The sequence below is a fragment of the Aggregatibacter segnis genome, from assembly GCF_003130075.1.
Classification (GTDB): domain Bacteria; phylum Pseudomonadota; class Gammaproteobacteria; order Enterobacterales; family Pasteurellaceae; genus Aggregatibacter; species Aggregatibacter segnis_A.
On record NZ_NRCW01000009.1, the window covers coordinates 25,018 to 51,165 of the forward strand.

Consider the following 26,148-nt stretch of genomic DNA (forward strand, 5'->3'; position numbering starts at 1 on the left):
TTATCCGCCCGAGTTTTATTATTTACTATTCAACCACGCCATATATTCCGCCACCCCTTCCGCGACGGTTTTAAACGGTTTGTCGTAGCCGGTAGCACGGAGTTTGGTTAAATCCGCTTGCGTGTATTCTTGGTAGCGGGATTTTAAATGTTCCGGGAATGGAATGGTTTCCACTTCGCCTTTGCCGTGGAATTTAATCACCGCTTTTGCTACTTCAGCAAAAGATTCTGCATTGCCGGAGCCACAGTTGAAAATACCGGAAATGCTGTTTTGCCAGCACCAAATGTTCACTGCGGCGACATCGCCTACATACACGAAATCGCGGCGGAAATGTTCGCTACCGGCGAAGAGTTTCGGGTTTTCACCTTTGAGAATTTGATTATTTAAGTGGAATGCGACACTTGCCATAGAGCCTTTGTGGCCTTCACGTGGGCCGTACACGTTGAAATAACGGAAGCCGCATACCGGTGATTGCGCTTCAGGTAAAATGGCGCGCACATATTGGTCGAATAAGAATTTGGAATAGCCGTACACGTTCAATGGGCCTTCAAATTCGCGTTCTTCGCGGAATTCGGTTTTGTCGCCGTAAGTAGCGGCACTGGACGCGTAGAGGAACGGGATTTGGCGATCTAAGCAGTAATGCAACAACTCTTTGGAATATTCGTAGTTGTTATGCATGATGTATTTGCCATCCCATTCGGTGGTGGCAGAACATGCGCCTTCATGGAAAACGGCATCGATATCGCCTAAATCATCGCCGGCGATAATGGAGGCGATGAAGTCTTCTTTGTCGCAATAATCAGCGATGTCTAAATCCACTAAATTAATGAACTTTGTGCCGTCTTTTAAGTTATCTACCACTAAAATGTCTTTACGGCCCATGTCATTTAATGCTTTGACGATATTGCTACCAATAAAGCCTGCGCCACCGGTTACGATAATCATAGTTCTGTCCTCTTACTAGATATGAAAGTTGTCGCTCATTGTAATTGATTTGCTTCCCAAGGTAAAAGCATTCACCATCAAGTTAGGCTTGATTGTTCGCCGATTAATGCTGTTGGCAAAGCCAATGTTCAAAAAATGTCGTTTTTTGTGTGATAGATTTTAAATGTGTTTTTTCTTATAAAAACGTTGCCAAAAACAACCGCACTTTTAGTCCCCAATAACTTGTCCAACCGGTTGTCGCCAAATCCATTTTGCCGTGACGTAAAATGATAATGGAGGGAGTAACGCCCACATGCCATTGCGTGGCTAATTCACCCTGAGGATCGTTCACCGTGGTAAAACCATATTGATGTTCCATCAGATAATTCGCCACATCTTGTGCAGAACCTGAACGCAATGCAACGGAAACCACAGGATAGCCTTCTTTTGCCAGATCATTAATTGCTGATGAGGTGTAACGACAGTAGCTACACCAGGTTCCCCAAAAATAAAGCACCGTTGGCTTGTCTTGATCCAGTTGTGGCAGAAAAAACGGGTTGCCTTGTAAATCGTATAACGCCGTGGCGTTGAGATTATCCGGTACAGTCGGTTTGCGAATAAAATCTAAGATACTGCTCATGATCAGTAAAGTGGGCAATAAAGAAACCGTATTTTTCAGTAATTTTTTGATATTAATCGATGTCATGGCGGTCTTTGGCTTCGTGTTTGGTGCCTTTAGCTAACATTCTGAGCTGTAAGATCAACCGCTCTTTTAACTGTTCCCGTTCTGTTTTACTCATGTCCAAAGCGTTGGCGCCGGCAGTAAAGACAATGGTTACCATGCCTTCCGCCTGCACGTAGGCAATGTATTGGGAATAGTTGTTTTTGTGAGCGATGTACTCTGCCAGTTCATCAATGAAATGTTTGATTTCACGGGCGGCCGCGGTACGGAAGGATTGGGATGTGCCGGAACTTTCGCGCAACAATAGGCGGAATACGTTCGGGCTGTTATTGATGAATTCAAAGAAGGTTTCCACCGAAATCACAATGACGCTGCCGCCGTTGGCGATGCGCTTACGTGCCTGTCGCATGAGTTGACGTAGGGTTAGTCCCGCTTCGTCAACCATGGTGAGACCTAATTCGTTCATATCGCGAAAATGTCGATAAAATGAGGTCGGCGCAATGCCGGCTTCGCGAGATACTTCCCGTAGGCTTAAATTGGAAAAACTTTTTTCCGCCGTCAGCTGGTTGAACGCGGCATCAATGAGAGCTCGACGAGTTTTTTCTTTTTGTTGTGCGCGAATACCGACCATGCTTTTACTCCATTAATCTAAAAGCGGTTTAATCGAGTTAGAAACCGCTTCGGCAATGCGTTCATAACGTACACGCAATGGGGAACCCGGACGGTAAACTAAAATGACATCACGCGCCGGCTGTGGTGTATGACATGGCAGATATTTCACGCCGCCACGAGCGCCCTCACTAAGAACGGCAAGTTGTGGCATTAAGGTCATGCCGGCATTGGCCGCCACCATGTTACGCAAGGTTTCCAAACTGGTTGCTTGGTAATGTGAATTTTCTTTTGCACCGGCAGTGAAACAATAGCCAAGAGCCTGATTCCGCAAACAGTGCCCATCATCTAACATTAACATTTCACGATCTTTCAGCATGCTCATTGGAATGGTCTCTTCCTTCGCCCAGGGATGGGTTTCGGAAACGGCCAGTAGCATTTTTTCGTTAAATAGCGGCACTTCGATAAACGGTTCGGTTTCACGCACGGAGGCAACGATGGCGCAATCTAGTCTGCCGGTTTCTAATTGTTCTAATAATTGATGGGTTTGTGCTTCGTACAAGAATAATTCGAGTTCCGGGAATGCTTGTTGTAACGCTGGAACAATGTGCGGCATTAAATAAGGTCCGATGGTTGGAATAACGCCAACGTGCAATGGACCGGTCATTTCTTTGCCTTGGTTGCTTGCCATTTCTTTTAATAATTTCACTTCGCGTAGGATAGTTTTGGCTTGATCAACCAACAATAAACCTGATTGAGTGAATAAAACTTTACGACTGGTACGTTCCAATAAAATAATGCCGAGCTCATCTTCTAATTTACGAATTTGACCGCTTAAGGTAGGTTGACTGACATGACAAGAATCTGCCGCACGACGAAAATGCTTGTATTCAGCAAGCGCCACAAGGTATTCTAAATCGCGAATATTCATAGGTCCTCATTATAGAAAGTAACAATTAAAAGGATAGAATTAATTGATTGTGACTATATCATAATTTTACCTATAATTCACAGTATCTTTAGAGACAGCCTGCAGTTTAAGCGAAGTTTCTAATTCACAGCAACACTTATAGATAGGAGAAAAATCTATGTCTACTATGGAAGGAAAAAAAGTTCCTCAGGTTACATTCCGTACCCGTCAAGGCGACAAATGGGTTGATGTAACTTCATCCGAATTATTTGATAACAAAACTGTTATCGTTTTCTCTCTACCGGGTGCATTTACCCCAACTTGTTCTTCTTCCCACTTACCACGTTATAACGAATTAGCTCCAGTATTCAAAAAATACGGCGTTGATGACATTCTCGTGGTTTCCGTGAACGATACTTTCGTTATGAACGCATGGAAAGAAGACGAAAAAGCCGACAACATCACTTTCGTTCCGGATGGTAATGGCGAATTCACCGAAGGCATGGGTATGTTGGTAGGTAAAGAAGATTTAGGTTTCGGTAAACGTTCATGGCGTTATTCTATGCTTGTGAAAAACGGCGTAGTAGAAAAAATGTTCATCGAGCCAAATGAGCCGGGCGACCCGTTCAAAGTGTCCGATGCCGATACCATGTTGAAATACCTTGCACCACAACACCAAGTTCAAGAATCCATCGCGATCTTTACTAAACCTGGTTGCCCATACTGTGCAAAAGCAAAACAAATGTTACATGACAAAGGCTTAAGCTTTGAAGAAATCGTATTAGGTCATGATGCAACTATCGTGAGCGTACGTGCGGTTTCCGGTCGTGCGACTGTGCCACAAGTTTTCATCGGTGGTAAACACATCGGTGGTAGCGATGATTTAGAAGCGTATTTCGCAAAATAATCAGCCTATAGACTGAATAAAAAAGGGCGTCATGTTGACGTCCTTTTTGTTTTTTAGTTAATAATGCGGTGGCGGGGTTTCTTCGGCTTGGCTGGCGATGTTAGAAGGTTGCATGTCTTTCATTTTATTCACCACATAACGGAGCTGAAGTTGCATTTTGTCTAAAATAAATTGCTGCTCGATTAACGCTTGATTCAATTCTTCAATCACCGTTTCCTGAAAGGTGACTTTCATTTCCAGCTCGGCAATTTGCTGTTCTAAATGTTGTTGTATAGACATAATAATTTCCTAAATAAATGTTGTGAATTTGTTGAATCCGTTTTACCCTATCCAACGCATCTGTCACTTATTATAAAGGATTGAACACAATGTTAAAAATTCAAAAAGTCTCCGCGTTAGCGCTCATGTTAAGTGCGGTCATTTCCGGCAACGTTTTAGCTGCGGAACAAAATAATGCCAAATTTAATGAAGAATCTTCTTATGCCGTCGGTGTGTTATTTGGTACTGATTTACAAGGCCTTATCAATGCCCAAAAAGGCGTTATCGACTATGACAACGCAAAAGTGGTGGCCGGGATTGCCGATGTATTAAACGGTAAAGTGAAATTGGAAGACAACAAAGACATCGCGACTGCGTTGCAAGGCATTGATGCTAAATTAAAAGCAGAGAGTGAAAAACGTGCCGCTGCAGTGGCACAGAAAGCCGAAGAGGAAGGCAATAAATTTGCCGCAGAATTTGCTAAAAAAGATGGCGTGAAGAAAACCGCTTCGGGTTTATTGTATCGTGTCGAAAAAGCCGGTTCTGGCAATGCGATTAACGCGACAGATGTCGTAAAAGTACACTATACCGGCAAATTACCTGACGGTACGGTTTTCGATAGCTCCGTACAACGTGGCACGCCGGCAGAGTTCCCATTGAACCAAGTGATTAAAGGTTGGACGGAAGGTCTGCAATTAGTGAAAAAAGGCGGCAAAATCGAATTGGTGTTACCACCGGATTTAGCTTATGGCAAAGACGGTGCCGGTGCGAGCATTCCGCCAAACTCAACACTTTATTTTGATGTCGAAGTCTTAGATGTGATTCCTGCGAAAAAATAACTAAAAAAAACGACCGCACTTTTCGGTGTTGAACTGATAAGTGCGGTCATTTGTTTGAATAAATACCAACACGCTCTTTCATGCTCACAGATAAACGCCCTTTTACCGACGAAGATCGCACAATTTTAAATTCCTATATTGCCGTGGTTGACGGTGTCAGTGCGCTCATCGGGCAACATTGTGAAATCGTTCTACATTCTTTTGAGGATTTAGAACACTCTGCTATTTACATCGCTAACGGACATAACACCAACCGCCAAGTGGGCTCGCCCATGACGGATCTTGCGTTGCGTTCATTGCACAATATGAAATCGGAAAGCGTCAGCAAACCGTATTTTACCCGCGCCAAGAAAAGCAGTGGCTTGATGAAGTCAGTGACTATCGCGATTCGTAACAGCGCAAAACGTATCATTGGCCTGCTTTGCATCAACATTAATTTAGATGTCCCTATGTCGCAATTCCTACAAAACTTTATTCCGGCATCGGATCACAGTGAAACCTCTGCGGTGAACTTTGCCAGTTCGGTGGAAGAATTGGTGGTTCAAACCGTGGAAAAAACCATTGAGGAAGTGACTTCCGACCGTATGGTGGCAAATAATAATAAAAACCGCCAAATCGTCGTTTCGTTGTATGAGAAAGGTATTTTCGACATTAAAGATGCCATCAATTTGGTGGCAGAGCGTCTCGATATTTCCCGTCATACCGTGTATTTATACATTCGCCAAATCAAACAGGATCAGGACGAGTAATCATGGATTATGTATTGGTGGTTAAACAACCGGTTTACGGGAGCCAAGGTGCTTTTCTTGCGTATCAGTTAGCGCAAGAACTGGTTCACAAACATCACATCCGCCAAATCTTTTTCTATCAAGACGGTGTCAGCAATGGCAATGCTTTGGTGTATCCCGCCAATGATGAATTCAATTTAGTCAAAGCATGGCAAGCGTTTTCTCGTCAGTTTAATGTGCCGTTACATTTATGTGTTGCCGCAGCGCAACGCCGTGGCGTGGTGGACAGCGAGTCGGCGGCGGATAAAAGTGCGGTCAGTTTGGCGGACGTTTTTCAACTTGCCGGCTTAGGTGAGTTTAGCCAAGCCTTGCTTCAAGCCGATCGGGTGATAACCGTATGAGTAAACTTACTTTTATTTTTCGTCATGCACCTTATGGTACAGCCAATACACGTGAAGGATTAGATGCGCTGCTTGCCGCCACAGCCTTTTGTGCAGAAGAAGACATTGCGGTGTTTTTCCTAGATGACGGCGTGTTGAACTTGCAAAAACAGCAACAAGCGGAGACCGTCTTGCAAAAAGATACGGCAAGTGCGTTGAAATTATTGGATTTATACGACATTGAACAGCGCTATGTGTGTGCGGATTCACTGCAACAATTTCAGCTGACATCGTCGGATCTCGTCTTGGATTGTGATGTACTACCGCGTCAACAGTTGTTACAAATCCTGCAACAAAGTGAAAAAATTCTGACTTTCTGATTATGCTTTATACTTTTTCTCAAGCCCATTATTCACAAACGGAACTGGAACATTATTTGCTGAATGCCACGGCGCAGGAAGCGGTGGTGTTATGGCAAGATGGCGTGTTATTGGCGTTAAAACAAGCGGATGTATTGGCGCGTTGTCATGCTTCCTGTTTTGCCTTAGAGAACGACATTTTGGCGAGAAATTTAACCGCACTTCTGCCAAGTGATTCAAAAGTGCGGTCCATTTCGTTAGCGGATTTTGTTGCGCTCAGCGAACAGTATTTCCCACAAATTGCCCTATAAAGAACGGGTTAAATTTCATATTCCACGCAAACGGGAATTTTTGCCTGCAACAAGAATTGCTTAGTACGTTCATGTTGTGGATTTTCAAAAAATTCGCGAGCGCTGTTTTGTTCCACCACATTTCCGTCAGCCATCAAAATCACACGATCTGCTACATCGCGGGCAAATTGCATTTCATGGGTCACGATAATCATCGTCCAGCCTTCTTGTGCCAGTAACTTTAACGTTTGTAACACTTCACCCACCAATTCCGGATCTAACGCCGAGGTAGGTTCATCTAGCAAAATAATATCCGGTTGAACCGCCAGCGCGCGGGCAATGCCTACCCGTTGTTGCTGACCACCGGAAAGTTGTGATGGATACAAGTGCATTTTGTCTTTTAAACCCACTTTGGTGAGCAATTCCACGGCACGTTGTTCCGCTTCCGCCTTGCTTTTCTTTTGCACCACGAGCATCCCTTCCATCACATTTTCAAGTGCGGTGCGATGGGGGAACAAATTGTATTGCTGAAACACCATAGATGAGCGACGACGCAATGCCAGTTCGTCCGCTTTGCTGATTTTCTTGGCAAAATCTAAGAAAAGGCTGCCGTCAGTAAAACGTAGCGTGCCCTGTTCAGCGCGTTCCAATAGGTTTAAACAGCGCAAAAAGGTGGTTTTGCCCGAGCCGGAAGGGCCGAGAATCGCCACGACTTCGCCTTTTTCAATGTGAAAATCGATCCCTTTGAGCACCGGATTGCCATTAAATGTTTTATGAATGTTGTTCACTTCTAACATGCGATTTCCTTAGGCTTTGAGATGGCGGGATAGGCGTTGTTCTAAACGGTCTTGTGCAAAGGATAAAATCAAACAAATGCACCAGTAAATCAGCGCGGCTTCGCTATAAATCATAATAAATTCATAGTTTTCTGCGGTGATGTTTTGTGCCACGCGAAACATTTCCGTCACTAATACTAACGACGCTAAAGAAGTATCTTTTACGTTGCTGATAAAGGTATTTGCCAATGGCGGCACCGATACGCGCAAAGCCTGTGGCATGATGGTGCGAGTGAAGGTTTGATAATAATTCATACCAATGGAATAGGACGCTTCCCACTGCCCTTTGGGAATGGATAAAATCGCCGCGCGAATGGTTTCTGAGGCATAAGCGCCAATGTTAATGGAAAAGGCGATAATTGCCGTTGGGAAGGGATCGAGTTTAATGCCCACTTCAGGCAGCCCGTAGAAAATAATGAAAATCTGCACCAACATCGGCGTGCCGCGAATGGTGGAAACATAAATGCGGCAAAGAATTTGCAATAAGCGAATACCGATATTCGGCTTTTCCACAATGCGAATCAGTGCCACCAGTAACGCAATAGCGACTCCGGCAAAAAAGGAAATCACGGCTAACGGAATGGTTTTATCAATAGCCGCTTCCAACATAGGCCAAAAAGAGCTGATGACCTCATCAGCTCTTTCTGCATTCATAAACGGAAGTGACGCGAGAAAATTATTGAGTAATGTCATCACCGAACCATTTGATTGAAATTTGTTTCAAGGTGCCGTCTTTTCTTAGCTCTTCCAATGCTTGGTTAATTTTTTCGACCAGCGGTTCTTCACCTTTTAATACCGCGAAGCCAGAAGGCACTTTGTCATCCCGTTTTACGGCAATTTTTAAACCGGAATTTGGTTGTTTCTTGAAGTAATCCAAGACTGCCAAGTGGTCGTTCACGGTAGTTTCAGCACGATCTTGGGTAATCAATTTTAAGGCTTGTGCCAAACCTTCGACGACGATGAGCTCTGCACCATTCGCTTTGGCTATTTTGCCGTAGTTGCTGGTTAAGGATTGTGCTGCTTTTTTACCTTTCAAATCTTCAAAAGTTTTGATGCTGTTGTCGCTTTCTTTGGTCACGATAACCGCAGTGGAATAGTTATACGGTGCCGTGTAAAGGTATTTTTTCAAGCGTTCCGGGCTTGGATTGGTTTGGTTGGCAATTAAGTCGAAACGTTTGGCATTCAAACCGGCGTACATAGAATCCCATTGGGTTTCGTTAAATTGAATGGTTAAGCCTAAACGTTGTGCCACCGCTTCAATCACCTCCACATCAAAGCCGGTCAATTTGCCACTGTCATCGTGGAAGGTAAAGGGTGCATAAGTGCCTTCGGTGCCCACTAATAAGGTTTTGGTTTTTTCTACACGGTCAGAAATTTCACCCGCCATGGTTTGAGTGGCGACACCCAATGCCAAGCCGGATAACAGTAATACGTTTGCGAAAATAGATTTTTTCATCAGTTATTCCTCTCTTGTAAATTGACTTAATAAGACCAGAAGTGCGGTCAATTATTACAGTAAATTTACGCGCGATAAAATAATCATTTTCTCTATCGTATAACCAAAAGAAATAAAATAATGGCGTCAGATTAACGGTATTTATCCAAGAAACGGTAATAGTTCACGCCGATTTTTAATGCAAGGTTCTTCACTAATTTGCCGCCGAATACTGAAGGCACTTTTAATTTACTGAAGATAGCCAAGCGTTCGTCGTTGCCTAAAATGGCTTCTGCGACAACACGTCCCGCCAAACCGGTGAGCGCCACGCCGTGGCCGGAATAGCCGTGTGCAAAATAGATATGCGGCGAAATGCGTCCGAAATGCGGATTGGAATTGATGGTCATGTCGATAGGACCGCCCCAACCGTAATCAATTTTAACGTTTTCCAACTGTGGGAAAACGTGCAACATATTGTGTCGCATGACCTCAATCATGTTTTTCTCGGAACTGGAATCGCTACCAAACAATAAGCGGTTGTCGGCGCTTAAGCGGTAATAATCCAGCAAATAATTGCTGTCGCACACAGACATGCCGTTGTTGATTACGGAATCTGCGGTGGCTTGATCAAGCGGTTCGGTGGCGATGATAAAACTTTCTACCGGCAGAATTTTGCGTGCAATACCGTGGTGAATGCTTTTCGGCAAGGCTGCGATGTAGGCATTGGTTGCCAGCACCACATCTTTAGCGATGACAGCGCTTTGATCGGTTATCACTTCAATTTCTGTCGCCTTTTCACGCAAATCTACCACAGGCGATTGCTCATAAATACGCACTCCCAAATCCAAACAAGCTTTTGCCAAACCTAAGCAATAATTGAGCGGATGCAAATGCCCGGAATTACTGTCATACAATGCACCGCAATAAATCTTACTGCCGAGATGTTGTTCCAGTTTTGCCTTGTCCCACAATTGCATATTTTGATAGCCGAAAATCTCGTGGCTGGCCTTTTCAATGGCGATTAAATCTTCCATGCGACGCTCGTTGAGCGCCAACGTGGCATAGCCTTTCTTCCAATCACACTCAATACCGTATTTCGCAATGCGTTCATCAATAATATCAATGGCTTCTAACGACATTTGCCATAGCTTACGGGCAGTTTCCAAGCCTACTTGCTCGATATATTCATCGATGCCGTCTTCAAAACCGTTAATGGCTTGCCCGCCACTACGCCCTGATGCGCCAAAGCCGACCCGTGCGCCTTCCAGCACGATTACGCTTTTACCTTGTTCGGCAAGTTCTAATGCTGTGGATAAACCGAAAAAGCCCGCACCGACAATGCACACGTCAGCCGATTCTTTTTGATTTAAGGGCGGTAACTCGAAATGTTGGTTACGGGTGACAGAATAATAGGATTCAATATGTTCTTGATGTGAAAACGCTAGCATAAATAAACGCCTGTAATGAAAAGTGGGTGCATATTACTACGCAAGGGGGAGAAGTCAATATTTGAACGAATGACAAAAGAGAACGTTGAATTTTCCGTGGCTTAAACGTAGAAAAATGTCATCAAAAATGACCGCACTTTGCTTTATGTTAAGAGGATTGATTAACAAAGTGCGGTCTATTTTTAAAATCGTTTTTCGATTTCCAAGGAAACTTGGTTATTTTTACGTTGATAAAACGCCGGAATATTACTGTCGATGTTAAGTCGTTGATAACTTAATTTCGGCATAATGCCTTGCCATTGGAGCATGGGGGACCAAAGTTTAAACGTCATTTGTTTTTCTTTATCTTTGCGGGTAATAGGGAATAAGAAGTGCTCGTCACCAAAAAGGCGGGAGCCGTAACGGGCGTCTAGACTGAAACCGATTTTTTCTTGCCATTCATAGGAAACGCCAAGTTGTAATCCCTTACGAATGTAAGATTCTTGTCGATCTCGCGCATATTGTCGTGACCAATCGCCTCCACCGTAGATGACCAATTCAGGCATTGGATTCCAAGCCAGAATAAGCGTTGCTTGGTTTTGGGTTCCGTTATAGGAATTCGCATGATGTTTGTTGACGTAATAGCGCCAATAACGAGCAAGGGAAAGATTGACCTGCCAATGTGATGAAAGCCATTGGCTATATTGTGTTAGTAAACCATATTTACGGTTATAAAAATGGCCTGAATACCATTCAAACTCTACTGTCGGCAGTAATCGGAAAGATTTCACAATATCTTGATACTGGTAGCCTAACTGCAATTTTGTGTGTTCTTCGTTGTATTTCCGATTATCCCAGTAATAAATGCCGCCACCCCCTATTTTGCTAAAGATAAAATGATTCCCACCAAGGTTTTTGCTTCTGCTTAATGAGGCCGCATAGCGTAATCCGTTGGCCGATTGAGGTAGGGCTTTTTCATCGCGAATGAAAGTGCGGTTACCGAGTCGAATTTCTCGTTGATCTGACGCATTATTCACATTATTGGTTTTTTCGTACAACAAATTACCGTCAAATTGCCAACTTTGGGCATTTTTCATAGCTTGTTGGTACTGTTGAATTAATTGTTGTAAACCTAATGGTAGAGGCATGTGAGAGAGTTTCTCACTTTCTTTTTGCGCTTGTTTGAATTGTTTATTTTCAAACAACATCGCCATGTAGTCGAAACGAACATAAGGCAAATCGGGATTCGCCACTAAAATGTCATGATAATTCTGAATCGCCTCGTGATGTTTACGTTGAGTACGTAGCAAAGCCCCTTTTGCATAGCGGTATAAATTTTTGTCGGCATGTGGAATGCGTTGATAAACGAGCAATAAATCAGCTAATAAATCCCACTGGCTGCCAACGAGAGCCTGATTAATTAAATTTTCCGTTAGCGCTAAATTCTTTTCTAAATCTTGTTGAGTGAGTTGAATGCCACCAGTTTGTTTTGTTGTTGATATCTGTTGGGTGGCATTGGCAACTACCGGTTGAGGCATAATATCTATTGGACTCCAAGTTGGTTTGTCCGCAGGTTCAGCAAGTGCCGATAGCGATAGAAAGAGAAAGCTCCCCAGTAATGTATGTGTTAATTTTTTTTTCGTTATTTTATTCATGAGTTATTTTTCCGAAAATAAGACATCCAATCTGAATTGGATGTCTTATTAAGTGACCGTTATGGTTGTTTTTCACCGCCAAAGCCGACGTGCCACTCACCTTCTTTGCTGTTACGGGAGCCGGTTACATAACCCGCGACTTCTTCTGCTTTCGGTCCGAAAATGGAAACATAATAGTAGTATGCTTTCATTTTTTCAGTTTCTGCGCTGCTACTAATGCCTTTCACCCTGCCGGCTGTTGAAAGCGGATTAAATGGTGCTCCGGAACCGATGCGACCTTCTTTTAACGTAATTTTACCGGTTGAATCAATGCCCGTTATGCTACCGCTCCCTTTTTTGCTATCAAAGTCGATAGCGTAGGTCAATTCACCCGTTTCTACCCCTTTTCCAAAGTTAGCAAAGGCTTTTCCTTGATAAGTCGCTTTGCCGTTTAGTGATTTAATGACATCATCTGATGTTGGTAAACCGCTGACTAATTTCACTTGGAAGGTGTTTTCTTTGCCTAAACGTCCTTTAGGATCAGATTTTCCGTCATATTGATATTCGGTCGGTAACGTAGCGATCACAACAGAATAAGGCTGTTGATAGAGATACATTGTGCCTTTTTCACGCGTTTCAACGATTTTGTTATCGGGGTAAGCGACAAGTAATTCTTTTCCTTTCGCATCATATTTTCGTTCTAATAAACCGTCCGGCAACGCAGTAATGTCAATACGGTCGGTCATGTTATAAGTATGCCCATTGATCGTTAACGTCATTTCTTTTTCACCGCTTGACCAGTTACCCGCTTGTGGCCCTTTTACTGTTTGAATGGCCAATACGGATTTACTTGCAAGCACTTCTTTATAATTACGTCTGTAATCAAGGGACTTGCTTGCATTTTTGGTGTGCGATGCTTCACCTTGTAATGGCGGTTCTGGGTTATTTGAACTACAAGCCGCCACGCTTAAAATAAGTAAGCTAACATAAGTTAGTTTTCTTAACATAATTGCTCCTTATGAATTTCATTATTAATATTTTCCCTTTGGTAAAATCAAACAGCGGTAATACCTAAGAGTAATCGTAATATATGAATGTATACAACACAAGACAAGGAGTGATTTTAACTCCTTATTTTTGTTATCTTTATTGATCGAAAACAATTTCGTTAAAGCATCAATTTTGCTTTATCGTTACAGTTAAATTCTGAGTTAGAGAGGGTTTTGAGCTGAGTAACTTGGAAAAGTGCGGTAGGAATTTGAAGTATTTTGGGGGAATGAGATATCAACGGTGGGGCGTAAATCTCGCCTTTGCCGGCATACGTTCTTGAATACGTGCGCGGTTGAGCGCGAGGGCTGCTTCTGTGGGTTCGTAATCGAGCCATAAAGCGGGATCTTGCGACAACTCTTCGTTCCAAATGTACTGGACGTTAAAGCCACGTGCTTTGCATTCGGCATGCAGAAGATCGTAGCGTTTTTTCAAAAAAGCCATTTTGTTGAAGAAGAAACGAACGTGGCCTTCGCCTAGTTTGTACTCTGCCGGTTGTCCTTTTAAATGATATTTGCCTTTGGCGACGGCATTGGGAATGCGGGTGAGCTCGCGGTGTTCGGCGAGTAAATGTTGATCGCACAATTCGGCAGGTGGCACCAGGTTGATTCGGGTCATGTTTTCTCTATAACGTTAAAAATGATGCGTCATACTAGAAGAAATCGGTGATATCGTCCAATGCCTTTTTTATTGGCATCCATAAAAGTATAAAGTGCGGTCAAAAAGTAACGTGTTTTTTGACCGCACTTTGGTTTTTTTGATTATTGCAACGCTTTTAATGCTTTGCGGTATTCTTTTGATTGTTGCAATAAAATTTTAGCGGCTTCACGCAGTTTATCCACATCAGATTCCGGCAAATAGAAAGAGGTACCGATGTTGAGTACATCGTTTTTCAGCTGCCCTTCTGGTAGGTTTTTCAAACTTAAATTCACAAAATAAATCTTAATTTTTACGTCTTTTTTACGCTTAGCATAAGCGTTCCATTGTTCGGCAAATTTTTGTGAATATTTCACCGTAGATTCCGTGGTTTTATCAATCGGAACGTTTATGACCGTGTTCACCACTTCTTTGATGCCCGGTACGTCGGCGGATTTATCAATGTGGCTGGTACGCTCGTTTTGTGCGTTGACGTTGACCACCACAATATTGCGTAAATTGTAGTGTTTAAGCTCAGCATATAATTTGCGCATGCTGAGTAAATTCGACACATCCAATAAACTGGCTAGGCCAAGATTGTCTGTTAAGCCACCGTCAACCAGATGTAAATACGGTCTTTCCGCACTGTTTTGGTAACGAGCAACACGTTTTTTCATGGCTTCAAAATTGCTCAACAACAGACGATTTTTCGATTGTGTGAGCATCAGTAAGTCTTTCTTGCTTTCTGCATGGCAGGTGCCGCCGTGATTGTTTTGTGTGATTGGCGAGAAAATTAGCGGCACAGCACTGGAGGCGGCCACTGCACGGGCGATTTCAACATCATTGAGATCCACGCAAAGCCAATCAAAGAAATCTTGTGTGAAGGAAATTTTTTGCTCCGCGGTCATGTCGGTGGCGTTAATGACGGCAAAGGGCCCTTTACGTTGTTCAAGGTCGGCAAATTTTTTCCTACCGTACAACGCAAGATTCAGCTGCTCTTGCAACAAATCGCTGCGCCCGAATTGTGGGGAGGTAAGACGAGGTACGTTGCTCATGGAAAAGACTTCATTAATGACTTTTTTCTGGAAATTCTTTTTCAAAAAGGACTCATTAAATTTCGGAATAATGTCTTGTCCTTCTAGCGCAAAATACGCGGCAAGTACGGAGCCACCCGAAACGCCATACACTACGTCAATATTTTGTAACAAGGTATTGCCTTTTTCTGTTGGGCGTATTGTTGCATGTTGGAACTGTTCTAACACACCGTAACCTAAGGAGGCTGCCCGTGAACCACCGCCGGAAAAGGCGACAATGACCAAATTTTCTTTTTGCAACGCCTGTTGCATGGCATTTTCTAAACGATAGCCTTTTTCCGGCTCAATTTGTTCAATGGTTTTGGTGGGGTGATAAATAATGGAATGGCATGCGGTAAGTAAAGCAAGGCTGCCAGCAAGTAAGGTACATTTGAAAGGAAAGTGAAGGTGTTTCATAACAATATCCCTTTGCTGTAATTGGATAATTTTTATTCTACAACGCTTATAAGCAAGGGAAAAGGGTGGTTGATCACACATCATGGATTTTGCCCGTTGGTTACGCCATTGAGTCAGCCTAAGTGCAGTAAGAATCTGCAACGTTTTACATAAAAATACGCCGAAAAACCACCGCACTTTATTCTGTAAAAATTCATTGTGTTTGCCCGAAAGCACGGGACAAGCGTTTAAAATCTGCTATACTGCCCGCCGAGTTTTTACTCAGTTCCTTTATGAAAATTAACCACTCGCTATTGTTAGCTTTGGAGGACAATAAATTGAAAAATTTGTTTGCAAAAACGCTTAAAACCCTCGGCTTGACGCTGACTCTCCTTTCCACCACCGCCTTTGCGCAAGAAAAACTGTACGTTTATAACTGGACCGATTATGTTCCTTCCAGTCTTGTTGCTGAATTTACCAAAGAAACCGGTATTGAAGTGATTTATTCCACCTTTGAAAGCAACGAAGAAATGTATGCCAAACTTAAACTGATTTCTGATAACGCCGGTTATGACTTGGTATTCCCGTCTAGCTATTATGTGAACAAAATGGCGAAAGACGGCATGTTGCAAAAGCTCGATCACAGTAAGTTAAGCAATTTCAAACAAATTCCGGACAATTTATTGCATAAAGACTTCGACCCGAACAATGATTATTCCTTGCCTTATGTTTACGGCTTGACCGGTCTTGCGGTGAACTCGGAAGACATTGACCCGAGCACCATCACCAGCTGGGCAGATTTATGGAAACCGGAATATAAAGGCAAAGTGTTGCTGACCAGTGATGCGCGTGAAGTGTTTCATATTGCGTTGTTGTTAGACGGCAAATCACCGAATACTACTAACGAAGAAGAGATTAAAGCAGCTTATGAACGTTTGGTGAAACTTCTGCCAAATGTGGCGGTGTTTAACTCCGATTCGCCGGAATTGCCTTACGTGCAAGGCGAAGTGTCATTGGGCATGATTTGGAACGGTTCCGGTTATTTAGCGCATAAAGAAAACGACAAAATTGCTTTTGTGTATCCGAAAGAAGGCGCGATTTTCTGGATGGATAACTACGCGATTCCAAAAAGCGCAAAAAATGTCGAAAATGCCTACAAATTCATCGACTTCTTATTACGTCCTGAAAATGCCAAAGTGGTATTGGAACGATTGGGTTATTCTATGCCAAATAATGGCGTGAAAGCCTTGTTGGATCCGGCAATGGCGGAAAATCCAACTTTATTCCCACCGGCTGAAGAAGTGGAAAAAGGCATTATCCAAAGTGATGTGGGCGAAGCGGTAGATATTTATGAAAAATATTGGAATCAATTAAAAACCAATTAATTTCTATTCTGCGAATAAATACATGAAAAACGACCCGCACTTTATATGTAAGTGCGGGTCGTTTTTTACTTAAGCCATCAAATGATAAAAATCCATAGAATTAACATTTATTTTACAAGATGAAACCTATTGATTTCATTACGTAAGAACACGTCTTAAAAGTTGCTTTCTGGGCTAAGTGGGGGTATATTTCTCGTACTTTTTGGCTATGCGCAAAGATAGCTATCTTAACGATTCAACTCGTTTTTCCACCCTCCAAATAAAGGAATACATTATGACTAACCAGTTAGATTCTCTTCGCGAACTTACCGTTGTTGTTGCCGATACCGGTGACATTGATGCCATTCGTCAATATAAACCTGAAGATGCTACGACGAATCCATCCTTGATTTTGAGTGCGGCAGCGTTACCTCAGTATGCGCCATTGATTGATGAAGCGATTGCTTACGGTAAACAACAAAGTCAGGATAAAGCACAGCAACTTGTTGATGCGGAAGATAAATTGGCGGTCAACATTGGTTTGGAAATCTTAAAATTAGTCCCTGGCCGTGTTTCTACTGAAGTGGATGCGCGTCTTTCTTATGACACCGATGCAACAGTGGCGAAAGCAAGAAAACTGATTGCGCTATATGAAGCGGCAGGCATTAATAAAAATCGTATTTTGATTAAAATCGCCTCTACATGGCAAGGTATCCGTGCTGCAGAAATCTTAGAAAAAGAAGGTATCAACTGTAACCTGACATTATTATTCTCTGAAGCGCAAGCACGTGCTTGTGCAGAAGCGGGCGTTTATTTGATCTCGCCATTTGTGGGCCGCATTTTAGACTGGTACAAAGCTAACACCGATAAAAAAGAATACGCACCGGCAGAAGATCCGGGCGTGATTTCTGTGACCAAAATTTACAATTACTACAAACAATATGGCTACAAAACGGTAGTGATGGGCGCAAGTTTCCGTAACGTGGGCGAAATCATTGAATTAGCCGGTTGCGACCGTTTAACCATTGCTCCGCCGTTATTAAAAACCTTACATGAAACCCCAAATGCCGTGGTGAGAAAACTGGCTTTCCAAGGCGAAGTACAAGTCAAACCGCAACCATTAACCGAAGCGGAATTCTATTGGCAACATAACAGCGATGCTATGGCAGTGGAAAAACTGGCGGAGGGTATTCGTAAATTTGCCGTTGACCAAGGCAAATTAGAAGAGATGTTACTGTCTAAATGGTAATGGTTTATTAGTTATGTATTAAGCAAAAGTGCGGTGGAAATTTTCCGTGTTTAAAAACGCCGAAAAATCTGACCGCACTTTTTTATGAGCACACCCTATTTTGTCAATTCATCTCAATCAGGAGGCACAATGTCAACTCGTCAACAACTCGCCAATGCCATTCGTTTTTTAAGTATGGACTCGGTGCAAAAAGCCAAATCCGGTCACCCGGGCGCACCGATGGGCATGGCGGATATCGCAGAAGTATTATGGCGTGATTTTTTACATCACAACCCAACCAACCCGCAATGGGCTAACCGTGACCGCTTCGTGCTATCTAACGGCCACGGTTCCATGCTGATTTACAGCTTGTTGCATTTAAGCGGTTACGATGTATCCATTGAAGATTTAAAACAATTCCGTCAATTACATTCCAAAACTCCGGGACACCCTGAATTTGGTTACACACCGGGCGTTGAAACCACTACAGGCCCACTAGGTCAAGGCATCACCAACGCAGTCGGTATGGCGATTGCAGAGAAAACGTTGGCAGGTCAATTTAACCGTGAAGGTCATAACATCGTGGATCACTACACCTATGTTTTCTTGGGCGATGGCTGTTTAATGGAAGGGATTTCCCACGAGGCTTGTTCTTTAGCAGGTACCTTGGGCTTAGGTAAATTAATTGCCTTCTACGATGACAATAACATTTCTATCGATGGTCATGTTGACGGTTGGTTTACCGATGACACACAAAAACGCTTCGAAGCTTACGGCTGGCAAGTGATTCCGGCAATCGACGGTCACAACCCGGCACAAATCATTGAGGCGATCAAACAAGCGCAAGCGGAAATCAATAAACCGACCTTAATTATTTGTAAAACCATTATCGGTTTCGGTTCTCCGAATAAATCCAACTCTCACGATTGCCACGGTGCGCCATTAGGTGATGAAGAAATCGCATTAACCCGTAAAGCACTAAACTGGGATTTCGCACCGTTTGAGATCCCGGCTGATATTTATGCACAATGGGATGCAAAAGCGAAAGGCGCAGAGCTAGAAAAAGCATGGCATGAAAAATTTGCTGCTTATGCAAAAGCCTATCCGGAATTAGCTGCTGAATTTACCCGTCGCATGGAGAAAAACCTTCCGGCAGATTGGGCAAAAGAATCTCAGGCGTTCATTGACCATTTACAAGCGAACCCGGCAAGCATTGCAAGCCGTAAAGCATCACAAAATGCTATTGAAGCTTATGCAAAAGTGTTACCGGAATTACTTGGTGGTTCTGCCGACTTGGCAAGCTCCAACCTCACCCTTTGGTCCGGCTCTAAACCGATTCGCGCGACTCAAAATGTAGATGGTAACTACCTCAACTATGGCGTACGCGAGTTCGGTATGGCGGCAATCATGAACGGTATCGCGCTTCATGGCGGTTTCATCCCTTATGGCGCAACGTTCCTCATGTTCATGGAATACGCTCACAACGCGATTCGCATGGCAGCCTTAATGAAACAACGCAGCTTGTTCGTGTTCACCCATGATTCCATCGGTTTAGGCGAAGATGGTCCAACCCATCAACCGGTTGAACAAACCTCCGCATTGCGTTTAATCCCGAACTTGAACACATGGCGCCCTTGCGACCAAGTAGAATCTGCCATTGCTTGGAAAGCGGCGATTGAAAGAACCGATGGCCCAAGTGCATTAATTTTCACCCGTCAAAACTTGGCACAAATGGACCGCACTTCTGAGCAATTAGCTAACATAGCGCGCGGTGCTTATGTGTTAAAAGACTGCGCCGGCACGCCGGATCTGATTTTCATTGCGACCGGTTCTGAAGTGGAATTGGCAGTGAAAGCCGCAGAACAATTAACGGCAGAAGGCAAAAAAATCCGTGTGGTTTCTATGCCAAGTACGAACGTGTTCGACAAACAGGACGAGGCTTATCGCGAAGCCGTATTGCCAAGCGCGGTGACTAAACGTGTTGCTGTTGAAGCGGGCATTGCCGACTTCTGGTACAAATACGTCGGTTTCAACGGTCGTATCGTTGGTATGAACAGCTTCGGTGAATCCGCACCGGCAGACCAATTGTTCAAACTCTTTGGCTTCACGGTGGATAATGTGGTCGCGAAAGCGAAAGAAATTCTTTAATTTCAGACCGCACTTTAAACAAAAAACCACCTCTGTATGAGGTGGTTTTTTATTTATTTCAATTAACGATACGATTGATTTAACGGTACTTCGGGATCCGGTTCGTGAGTCATGCGGTTACGTAGATCACGACGAATAAGCTCAATGCTCCAGAACCAGAAGATATGACCGACCAATTCAGAAATATGCTCATACCAAGGCCAGTCTGCTACAGGTGGCGTTAAACCAAGTAATGGGAACGTAATGTAGTGCACGCCGATATCGCAAATGATACCGAACAGAATACCTTGCCATAATTTAATTTTTGGGAAACGCTCTGCTACGATACAGTAGAATAAAGCGAATACAATCGAGAAGGTGATATGGGTAACCCCGATCCAGTTAAACGCTTGGTCAGCGAAAGTAAATGCGGCTTCTGTTGGATCGATGCCTAAATAATCACGTAAGAAAACGTGCGGTGGATTCAAAAACGCACGAGAACATACGGCAAGCGCTTGTTCTTGTGTGAAACCGCTAATGTCCACATTACAGGCGGCACTGAATAAATCGATTGGGCTACGCGGTGGGAACGGGTGCTCTGCGCCCCATTTTACGAACGCGGAAATGACCCCGGCAATCACCGCAATGAAAGCCGCTAAACCATAGCGACGACGAGACGGATCTGTTTGTACAAAGAGTCCTGACATAATATGCTCTCCAAATTAATTTAAATGATGTACCCTACTTTTATTCGAATAAATGAAATAAAAGTGCGGTAGATCTTTCAAGATTTTTATATTGCCGTCAAGTTTTATTACTTCAAAAGAGGTATGTAACACTCCTTTTGAGGTTGAAATTTTAGATTAAATGCATTGAGGTGATGTCATATGATAAAACGTTGTGCTTGGTCGGAGGAGTTGCCAATTTATCGAGATTATCACGATAACGAATGGGGCAAGCCACAATTTGATGAGCAGAAATTATTTGAAAAGCTCTGTTTGGAAGGGCAGCAAGCGGGGTTGTCTTGGATTACGATTTTGAAAAGGCGAGAAAATTACCGAAACGCTTTTTTTCACTTTGATCCGGAAAAAGTTGCCCAAATGACGGCTGAGGACATTGATCAATGTATGCAAAATCCGGGATTGATTCGTTACCGAGCAAAGCTAGAAGCCATTGTTAAAAATGCGCAGGCATTTCTTGCCATGAAAAAGTGCGGTGAGAATTTCAGTGATTTTATTTGGTCTTTTGTGAACCATCAGCCGCAAATGAATAATGTCCCCGAGGTTTCTGTGGTGCCGGCACAAACGCCGACGTCTATTGAAATGTCGAACGCCTTAAAAAAACGTGGTTTTGTGTTTGTCGGTCCAACCACCTGCTATGCCTTTATGCAATCCATGGGATTGGTGAATGATCACTGGAATCAATGCCACTGTAAATCGCCGGATTAAACAGTGCGATCCCCCTTATTTTCCCGTATAATCACGCCATTATTTGGCTAGAAAATGGTTGTCCAATGAAGAAAAATGCTTATACCTTAATTTCACTGTCAATATTGACCGCACTTTATAGCGCAACAAGTGCCGCCGATTTAGCAAAACAATGTTTATCCGGCGTACCGCACTTTAGCGGTGAGGCGGTGTCCGAAAATCCAAATGATTTGCCGATTTACATTGAGGCGGACAGTGCGGAAATCAACCAATCTAACGGCGGTGTTTATAAAGGCAACGTAGATATCAAGCAAGGCGTTCGCCATTTGCAATCTGCGGAAGTGGAGATTCAACAGGCAGGTGAAGGCGATAACGTACAACGTTATGCGTTTGCGCGTGGCGGTTTTGATTACCGGGACAACCAAATTAATCTTTTGGGTGACGATGCGAAAGTGCATTTAAACAACAAAGATACGGATATTCAAAATGCCAATTATCAATTAGTGGATCGCCAAGGCCGTGGCGCCGCAGAAAGTGTGGAATTGCGTGATGACTATCGCGTGATGAAAAATGCCACCTTTACCTCTTGTTTGCCGGACGATAATTCTTGGTCTATTTACGCCAATGAAATGCGCCAACATGTCAAAGAAGAATATGCGGAAATGTGGCATGCCCGTTTACGCGTACATGGCGTGCCGGTATTTTATACACCGTATTTACAGTTACCAATTGGCGATCGCCGTCGTTCCGGTTTACTTGTGCCGGTTGTGGGACATTCCAGCCGTGACGGTTATTTCTATGCCCAGCCGGTGTATTGGAATATTGCGCCGAATTTTGATGCCACGATTGCGCCAAAATATATGTCTCGCCGTGGTTGGCAAGTTAACGGTGAATTTCGTTATCTTAGTGCCTTGGGTGAAGGGCAAATTGCCGGTGAATATTTGAATGATGACCGCTTAAGTGATTACATCAGCGACAACCGTAAACGTCATTTATTCCACTGGAAACACAATGCGGCGTTTGCACAGGATTGGCGCTTAGATATTGATTACACCAAAGTGAGCGATAAACGTTATTTCACCGATATTGATTCCAATTATGGTAGCAGCACTGATGGTTATACGAATCAAATTGCACGCTTAGCCTATTATCAACCAAACTACAATATCGCCCTTTCCGCCAAACAATTCCAAATTTTTGATGAAGTAGATGTTGGGCCTTATCGTGCGTTACCGCAAATTGACTTCAATTATTACCAAAACGGTTTGCTTGACGATAAGCTCGATTTTAAACTCTTTTCTCAAGCGGTACGCTTTGATAATGACAGTGCAAGCATGCCAAAAGCGTGGCGTTTCCATCTTGAACCGAGTTTAAATAGTACATTGTCGAATCGTTATGGGAGTGCAAATTTTGAAACCAAATTATATGCGACCCATTACCAACAAAAGCCGGGTAAGGGAGCGGATGCAGAGGATATTGAACGTAGCGTTACTCGTGTAATTCCACAATTTAAAGCCGATTTCCAAACTGTGTTGGCGAGCAATAAGAGTTTCTTAGAGGGCTACACACAAACCCTTGAGCCGCGTGTGCAATATTTGTATCGCCCTTATGAAAACCAAAGCAATATCGGTTCCAAACGAAATTCAGAGTACCTCGGTTTTGGTTACGATTCTTCACTCTTGCAACAAGATTATTTCTCTTTGTTCCGCGACCGTCGTTACAGCGGTTTAGACCGTATTGCTTCCGCTAACCAAGTGACGGTTGGGGGTACGATGCGTTTCTTTGATGAAAACAAAGAAGAACGTTTCAATGTGGCTGCCGGACAAACCTATTATTTGGAACCTTCACGCATTGATGATGATCCGCGTAATAAAACCTCCGGTTTATCTTCTTCATGGGCGGCTGAGTCCAACTGGAAAATTGACGAACAATGGCACTGGCGTGCGAGTTTCCAATATGACCAACAGTTAGAACAAATTTCTTTGGCAAATACCGGCATCGAATTTAACCCAATGAACCATAATGTCATTCAGTTAAATTATCGTTATGTGAGTCGAGAATATATCGATCAGAACTTAACGTCCAATGCTCAAGGTTACAACCAAGACATTAATCAGTTAGGGATTCAATTTGGTTGGGGATTAACGGATAACTGGGCAATTGTTGGGCGTTATTACCAAGATCTTTCCTTGCAAAAACCGGTAGAACAATACCTTGGTCTGCAATATAACACGTGCTGTTGGAGTGTTGGTGTAGGAGCAAGACGTTATGTCACAAACCGTCAAAATCAAAGAAACGATGATATTTTTTATGATAATGCCATCGGCGTTACCTTTGAATTGCGTGGTTTCGGCAATGATCACCAAAGCGGTATCGAGAATATGATGAGACGAGGCAAATTGCCTTATCTACAAGCGTTCAGCTTATATTAACCGCATGAGATAAATAAAAAACGTGAGCCATGAACTCACGTTTTTTATTGTCGAACGCCATCAAAAGAGCGGTTATTTTTCTCGGCGTTTTTACGTTGCCAGAGCGCTCTGTAATCGCCCTTTGTTCTGCGCTAAAACAGTTTCTGCCTGCGCTTTATCTAATCCGCTCAACAGCATCATAATCGCTAATTTTGCATTGCCATTGGTGGCGTGTAAGGTTTGTTCGGCGGTGGTTTGGTCACAATCAGTCGCTTGCATGACGATGCGAATGGCGCGCGCTTTGAGTTTTTGGTTAGTGGCTTGCACGTCCACCATGAGATTTTGATAGCATTTGCCGAGACGAATCATGGCAGCGGTGGTGAGCATGTTCAGCACCATTTTTTGCGCTGTGCCGGATTTTAAACGGCTGGAACCGGTGAGGGCTTCGGGACCGACTGCGGTGGTGATGGCAATGTCCGTGATTTCGCTCATGATAGCGTTTGGGTTGCTGACCAAAGAAACCGTGGTGGCGCCGAGCTGTTTGGCATAGGTTAAGCCGCCGATGACATAAGGCGTGCGACCACTGGCTGCAATCCCGACTAACACATCTTTGCGACTAAAATGAATATGACGTAAATCCTGCTCGCCTGCTTCGATATTATCCTCCGCCCCTTCCACGGCGTTGCGTAAGGCGGTTTCGCTACCGGCAATTAATCCCACCACCATGCTTGATGGTACGCCAAACGTTGGCGGGCATTCGGAGGCATCTAGCACGCCCAGACGACCGCTGGTGCCGGCGCCCATGTAAACCAAACGACCGCCCGCCTGAAATGCCGCCACGATGTGTTCTACTGCCTGTGCGATTTGTGGCAGATTTTTCTCCACGGCGAAAGCCACTTGTTTGTCTTCATTATTTAACAACGTGACAACCTCTAACGGCGACAAAGCATCAATGTGCAAGGTGTTTGGGTTACGTTGTTCGCTTAACATTTTTTCAAGGCTGTTTAATAAATTCTGTTCGCTCATGCCTGTGTCTCCGCAGGGAAAATTGCACCTAAACTGACCGCACTTTTGGCGCCGGTCACACTTGGCAAGTTAGATGGTTGGTTATGTATACGGCGATAAGCCAGCCAAGCAAAGGCAGCGGCTTCCACATAATCCACATCCAATCCTTCATCATTGGTCGGGTGGCATTGCCATTGTGGTAATAGTGCTTGTAATCGCACCATCAGCAAGCCATTTTTTGCACCACCGCCGCAGACTAACAACCGGCGTGGTAATGGCGTTTCAAGTTGATTTACCGCGAGTGCAATGCTTTGTGCGGTAAATTCCAATAAGGTCGCCTGTACGTCTTGTGGTGGTATCTCACCTAAAAGTGCGGTGGTTTTTTCTAATGTTTTTTCAAGCCATGCCAGATTGAACAATTCGCGCCCGGTGCTTTTCGGTGGTGGCTGTTGGAAATAAGGTTCTTTCAACATTTCCGTCAATAATTCTGCTCGCACGTTGCCACTTCGCGCCCATTGCCCATCAGCATCATAAGATTTCCCTAGATAGTGCTCGATCCAACTATCCATCAGAGCATTGCCTGTGCCGGTGTCGTAGCCAATAATCGGTTGATGGGGAAAGAGGACGGAAATGTTGCTGATGCCACCGATGTTCAGTACCATCGTTGCCCAATTCTCATCATAAAACCACGCTTGATGAAACGCAGGCACTAACGGGGCACCTTGTCCACCAAATGCCATATCTTTACGACGAAAATCCCCAACAACATCAATGCCGGTGCGGGCAGCAAGCAGATTCATGTCGCCTAATTGCATGGTGAACGGAAAATTGCCTTGCGGTGCATGCCAAACAGTTTGTCCGTGGCAACCGATAGCGCGAATTTGCTGCGGTTGCAGTTGATGGCTCGTGAGAAAATGGTTGACCGCATCAGTGTATAGCAAGGCTAAGCGCTGATCCAATTCGCCCAGTTGCTGTAATGTAGAACTGCCTTGTGAAATTAATTGTAATAAATCTTGGCGTAATTCTGCTGGCATTGGCGTGAATTGTGCCGCAATAAATTGTGGTTTTTCGCCAAATGTCATTAGCGCAATGTCCACGCCGTCCAAACTGGTACCGGACATGATGCCGAGATAATATTCTTGTTGCATGGCGGCTTATCCTTAACTTAACTCGAAATGGCAAGAATGATATACTAGCGCGCAATTTTTAGCGAACA

27 protein-coding genes are annotated in these 26,148 nt (G+C 43.8%); 11 read left to right on the forward strand and 16 right to left on the reverse strand.

The genetic code is table 11. The features are described from left to right. Window positions 1-18: 18 nt before the first annotated feature. The 4 genes from rfaD to oxyR all read right to left on the reverse strand — a co-directional run bounded on the left by rfaD (window position 19) and on the right by oxyR (window position 3,146). The gene (rfaD, locus tag DK415_RS08755; RefSeq protein WP_109433300.1) at window positions 19-945 is read right to left on the reverse strand and encodes an ADP-glyceromanno-heptose 6-epimerase; all 927 of its coding nucleotides are present in this window, start codon (window positions 943-945) and stop codon (window positions 19-21) included. Between the two features lie 175 nt (window positions 946-1,120). Continuing rightward, entirely contained in the window at window positions 1,121-1,621 is a 501-nt protein-coding gene (locus DK415_RS08760; protein ID WP_162540482.1) for a protein disulfide oxidoreductase, read from the reverse strand. After that, window positions 1,617-2,237 (reverse strand): HTH-type transcriptional repressor FabR, encoded by a 621-nt coding sequence (fabR, locus tag DK415_RS08765; protein ID WP_006719775.1) that lies wholly within the window; start codon window positions 2,235-2,237, stop codon window positions 1,617-1,619. The genes DK415_RS08760 and fabR overlap by 5 nt, the downstream gene beginning before the upstream one ends. Window positions 2,238-2,249: 12 nt before the next feature. After that, window positions 2,250-3,146 carry a DNA-binding transcriptional regulator OxyR gene (gene oxyR / locus DK415_RS08770; RefSeq protein WP_109128741.1) on the reverse strand — a complete coding sequence of 299 codons (897 nt, stop codon included), beginning with the start codon at window positions 3,144-3,146 and terminating at the stop codon, window positions 2,250-2,252. Window positions 3,147-3,303: 157 nt separating this feature from the next. On the opposite strand from oxyR, the gene pgdx reads away from it, so the two are divergent. Then, on the forward strand, window positions 3,304-4,032 hold the full coding sequence (pgdx, locus tag DK415_RS08775) for a hybrid peroxiredoxin PGdx (protein ID WP_109433302.1): 729 nt from the start codon (window positions 3,304-3,306) through the stop codon (window positions 4,030-4,032). A gap of 57 nt (window positions 4,033-4,089) precedes the next feature. Here the strand turns inward: pgdx and DK415_RS08780 are convergent, their stop codons facing one another. Beyond that, window positions 4,090-4,311 carry a SlyX family protein gene (locus DK415_RS08780; protein WP_109433303.1) on the reverse strand — a complete coding sequence of 74 codons (222 nt, stop codon included), beginning with the start codon at window positions 4,309-4,311 and terminating at the stop codon, window positions 4,090-4,092. 89 nt (window positions 4,312-4,400) lie between these two features. Between DK415_RS08780 and DK415_RS08785 the strand changes: the two genes are divergently transcribed. The 5 genes from DK415_RS08785 (at window position 4,401) to DK415_RS08805 (ending at window position 6,907) form a co-directional block, all read left to right on the forward strand. Beyond that, window positions 4,401-5,129, forward strand: coding sequence for an FKBP-type peptidyl-prolyl cis-trans isomerase (locus DK415_RS08785; protein ID WP_109433304.1), 729 nt, complete (start codon window positions 4,401-4,403; stop codon window positions 5,127-5,129). A gap of 80 nt (window positions 5,130-5,209) precedes the next feature. After that, window positions 5,210-5,878, forward strand: coding sequence for a helix-turn-helix transcriptional regulator (locus tag DK415_RS08790; protein ID WP_109433305.1), 669 nt, complete (start codon window positions 5,210-5,212; stop codon window positions 5,876-5,878). Window positions 5,879-5,880: 2 nt separating this feature from the next. After that, window positions 5,881-6,258 carry a sulfurtransferase complex subunit TusD gene (tusD, locus tag DK415_RS08795; protein ID WP_109433306.1) on the forward strand — a complete coding sequence of 126 codons (378 nt, stop codon included), beginning with the start codon at window positions 5,881-5,883 and terminating at the stop codon, window positions 6,256-6,258. After that, window positions 6,255-6,617: a sulfurtransferase complex subunit TusC gene (tusC, locus tag DK415_RS08800; RefSeq protein ID WP_109433307.1), complete on the forward strand. Its 363-nt coding sequence runs from the start codon at window positions 6,255-6,257 to the stop codon at window positions 6,615-6,617. The genes tusD and tusC overlap by 4 nt, the downstream gene beginning before the upstream one ends. A gap of 2 nt (window positions 6,618-6,619) precedes the next feature. Further along, a complete protein-coding gene (locus DK415_RS08805) occupies window positions 6,620-6,907 on the forward strand; it encodes a DsrH/TusB family sulfur relay protein (protein WP_109433308.1) in 288 nt (95 codons plus the stop codon). 8 nt (window positions 6,908-6,915) lie between these two features. Here the strand turns inward: DK415_RS08805 and DK415_RS08810 are convergent, their stop codons facing one another. From DK415_RS08810 to DK415_RS08845, 8 genes are all read right to left on the reverse strand, one after another. Continuing rightward, window positions 6,916-7,683, reverse strand: a complete 768-nt coding sequence (locus DK415_RS08810; protein ID WP_109433309.1) for an amino acid ABC transporter ATP-binding protein — start codon at window positions 7,681-7,683, stop codon at window positions 6,916-6,918. Between the two features lie 9 nt (window positions 7,684-7,692). Next, complete coding sequence (locus tag DK415_RS08815) at window positions 7,693-8,415, reverse strand: amino acid ABC transporter permease (RefSeq protein ID WP_109433310.1); 723 nt, start codon at window positions 8,413-8,415, stop codon at window positions 7,693-7,695. Then, window positions 8,399-9,178 carry an amino acid ABC transporter substrate-binding protein gene (locus tag DK415_RS08820; RefSeq protein WP_109433311.1) on the reverse strand — a complete coding sequence of 260 codons (780 nt, stop codon included), beginning with the start codon at window positions 9,176-9,178 and terminating at the stop codon, window positions 8,399-8,401. Before DK415_RS08820 ends, DK415_RS08815 begins: the two co-directional genes overlap by 17 nt. A gap of 131 nt (window positions 9,179-9,309) precedes the next feature. Then, entirely contained in the window at window positions 9,310-10,605 is a 1,296-nt protein-coding gene (locus DK415_RS08825) for an NAD(P)/FAD-dependent oxidoreductase (protein WP_109433312.1), read from the reverse strand. Window positions 10,606-10,787: 182 nt separating this feature from the next. Then, a complete protein-coding gene (locus DK415_RS08830; protein WP_109433313.1) occupies window positions 10,788-12,239 on the reverse strand; it encodes a surface lipoprotein assembly modifier in 1,452 nt (483 codons plus the stop codon). Between the two features lie 59 nt (window positions 12,240-12,298). Then, window positions 12,299-13,225, reverse strand: coding sequence for a factor H binding protein domain-containing protein (locus tag DK415_RS08835; protein WP_109433314.1), 927 nt, complete (start codon window positions 13,223-13,225; stop codon window positions 12,299-12,301). 277 nt (window positions 13,226-13,502) lie between these two features. Then, entirely contained in the window at window positions 13,503-13,883 is a 381-nt protein-coding gene (locus tag DK415_RS08840) for a pyrimidine dimer DNA glycosylase/endonuclease V (RefSeq protein ID WP_109433315.1), read from the reverse strand. Window positions 13,884-14,026: 143 nt separating this feature from the next. Continuing rightward, entirely contained in the window at window positions 14,027-15,391 is a 1,365-nt protein-coding gene (locus tag DK415_RS08845) for a patatin-like phospholipase family protein (protein WP_109433316.1), read from the reverse strand. Between the two features lie 317 nt (window positions 15,392-15,708). On the opposite strand from DK415_RS08845, the gene DK415_RS08850 reads away from it, so the two are divergent. The 3 genes from DK415_RS08850 to tkt all read left to right on the forward strand — a co-directional run bounded on the left by DK415_RS08850 (window position 15,709) and on the right by tkt (window position 20,110). Further along, complete coding sequence (locus DK415_RS08850; protein WP_109433317.1) at window positions 15,709-16,755, forward strand: extracellular solute-binding protein; 1,047 nt, start codon at window positions 15,709-15,711, stop codon at window positions 16,753-16,755. Between the two features lie 274 nt (window positions 16,756-17,029). Next, window positions 17,030-17,983 carry a transaldolase gene (gene tal, locus DK415_RS08855; protein ID WP_109433318.1) on the forward strand — a complete coding sequence of 318 codons (954 nt, stop codon included), beginning with the start codon at window positions 17,030-17,032 and terminating at the stop codon, window positions 17,981-17,983. A 129-nt stretch (window positions 17,984-18,112) separates the two neighbouring features. Then, window positions 18,113-20,110: a transketolase gene (gene tkt / locus DK415_RS08860; protein ID WP_109433319.1), complete on the forward strand. Its 1,998-nt coding sequence runs from the start codon at window positions 18,113-18,115 to the stop codon at window positions 20,108-20,110. A 62-nt stretch (window positions 20,111-20,172) separates the two neighbouring features. Here the strand turns inward: tkt and DK415_RS08865 are convergent, their stop codons facing one another. Then, window positions 20,173-20,796, reverse strand: a complete 624-nt coding sequence (locus tag DK415_RS08865) for a YagU family protein (RefSeq protein ID WP_048750815.1) — start codon at window positions 20,794-20,796, stop codon at window positions 20,173-20,175. Window positions 20,797-20,976: 180 nt separating this feature from the next. Between DK415_RS08865 and DK415_RS08870 the strand changes: the two genes are divergently transcribed. Beyond that, window positions 20,977-21,537, forward strand: a complete 561-nt coding sequence (locus DK415_RS08870) for a DNA-3-methyladenine glycosylase I (protein ID WP_109433320.1) — start codon at window positions 20,977-20,979, stop codon at window positions 21,535-21,537. A gap of 65 nt (window positions 21,538-21,602) precedes the next feature. Beyond that, window positions 21,603-23,948 carry an LPS assembly protein LptD gene (lptD, locus tag DK415_RS08875; protein WP_109433321.1) on the forward strand — a complete coding sequence of 782 codons (2,346 nt, stop codon included), beginning with the start codon at window positions 21,603-21,605 and terminating at the stop codon, window positions 23,946-23,948. A gap of 90 nt (window positions 23,949-24,038) precedes the next feature. Here lptD and murQ read toward each other — a convergent pair whose 3' ends face one another. Beyond that, entirely contained in the window at window positions 24,039-24,953 is a 915-nt protein-coding gene (murQ, locus tag DK415_RS08880) for an N-acetylmuramic acid 6-phosphate etherase (protein ID WP_109433322.1), read from the reverse strand. After that, entirely contained in the window at window positions 24,950-26,080 is a 1,131-nt protein-coding gene (locus DK415_RS08885; RefSeq protein ID WP_109433323.1) for an anhydro-N-acetylmuramic acid kinase, read from the reverse strand. The genes murQ and DK415_RS08885 overlap by 4 nt, the downstream gene beginning before the upstream one ends. Window positions 26,081-26,148 lie beyond the last annotated feature (68 nt).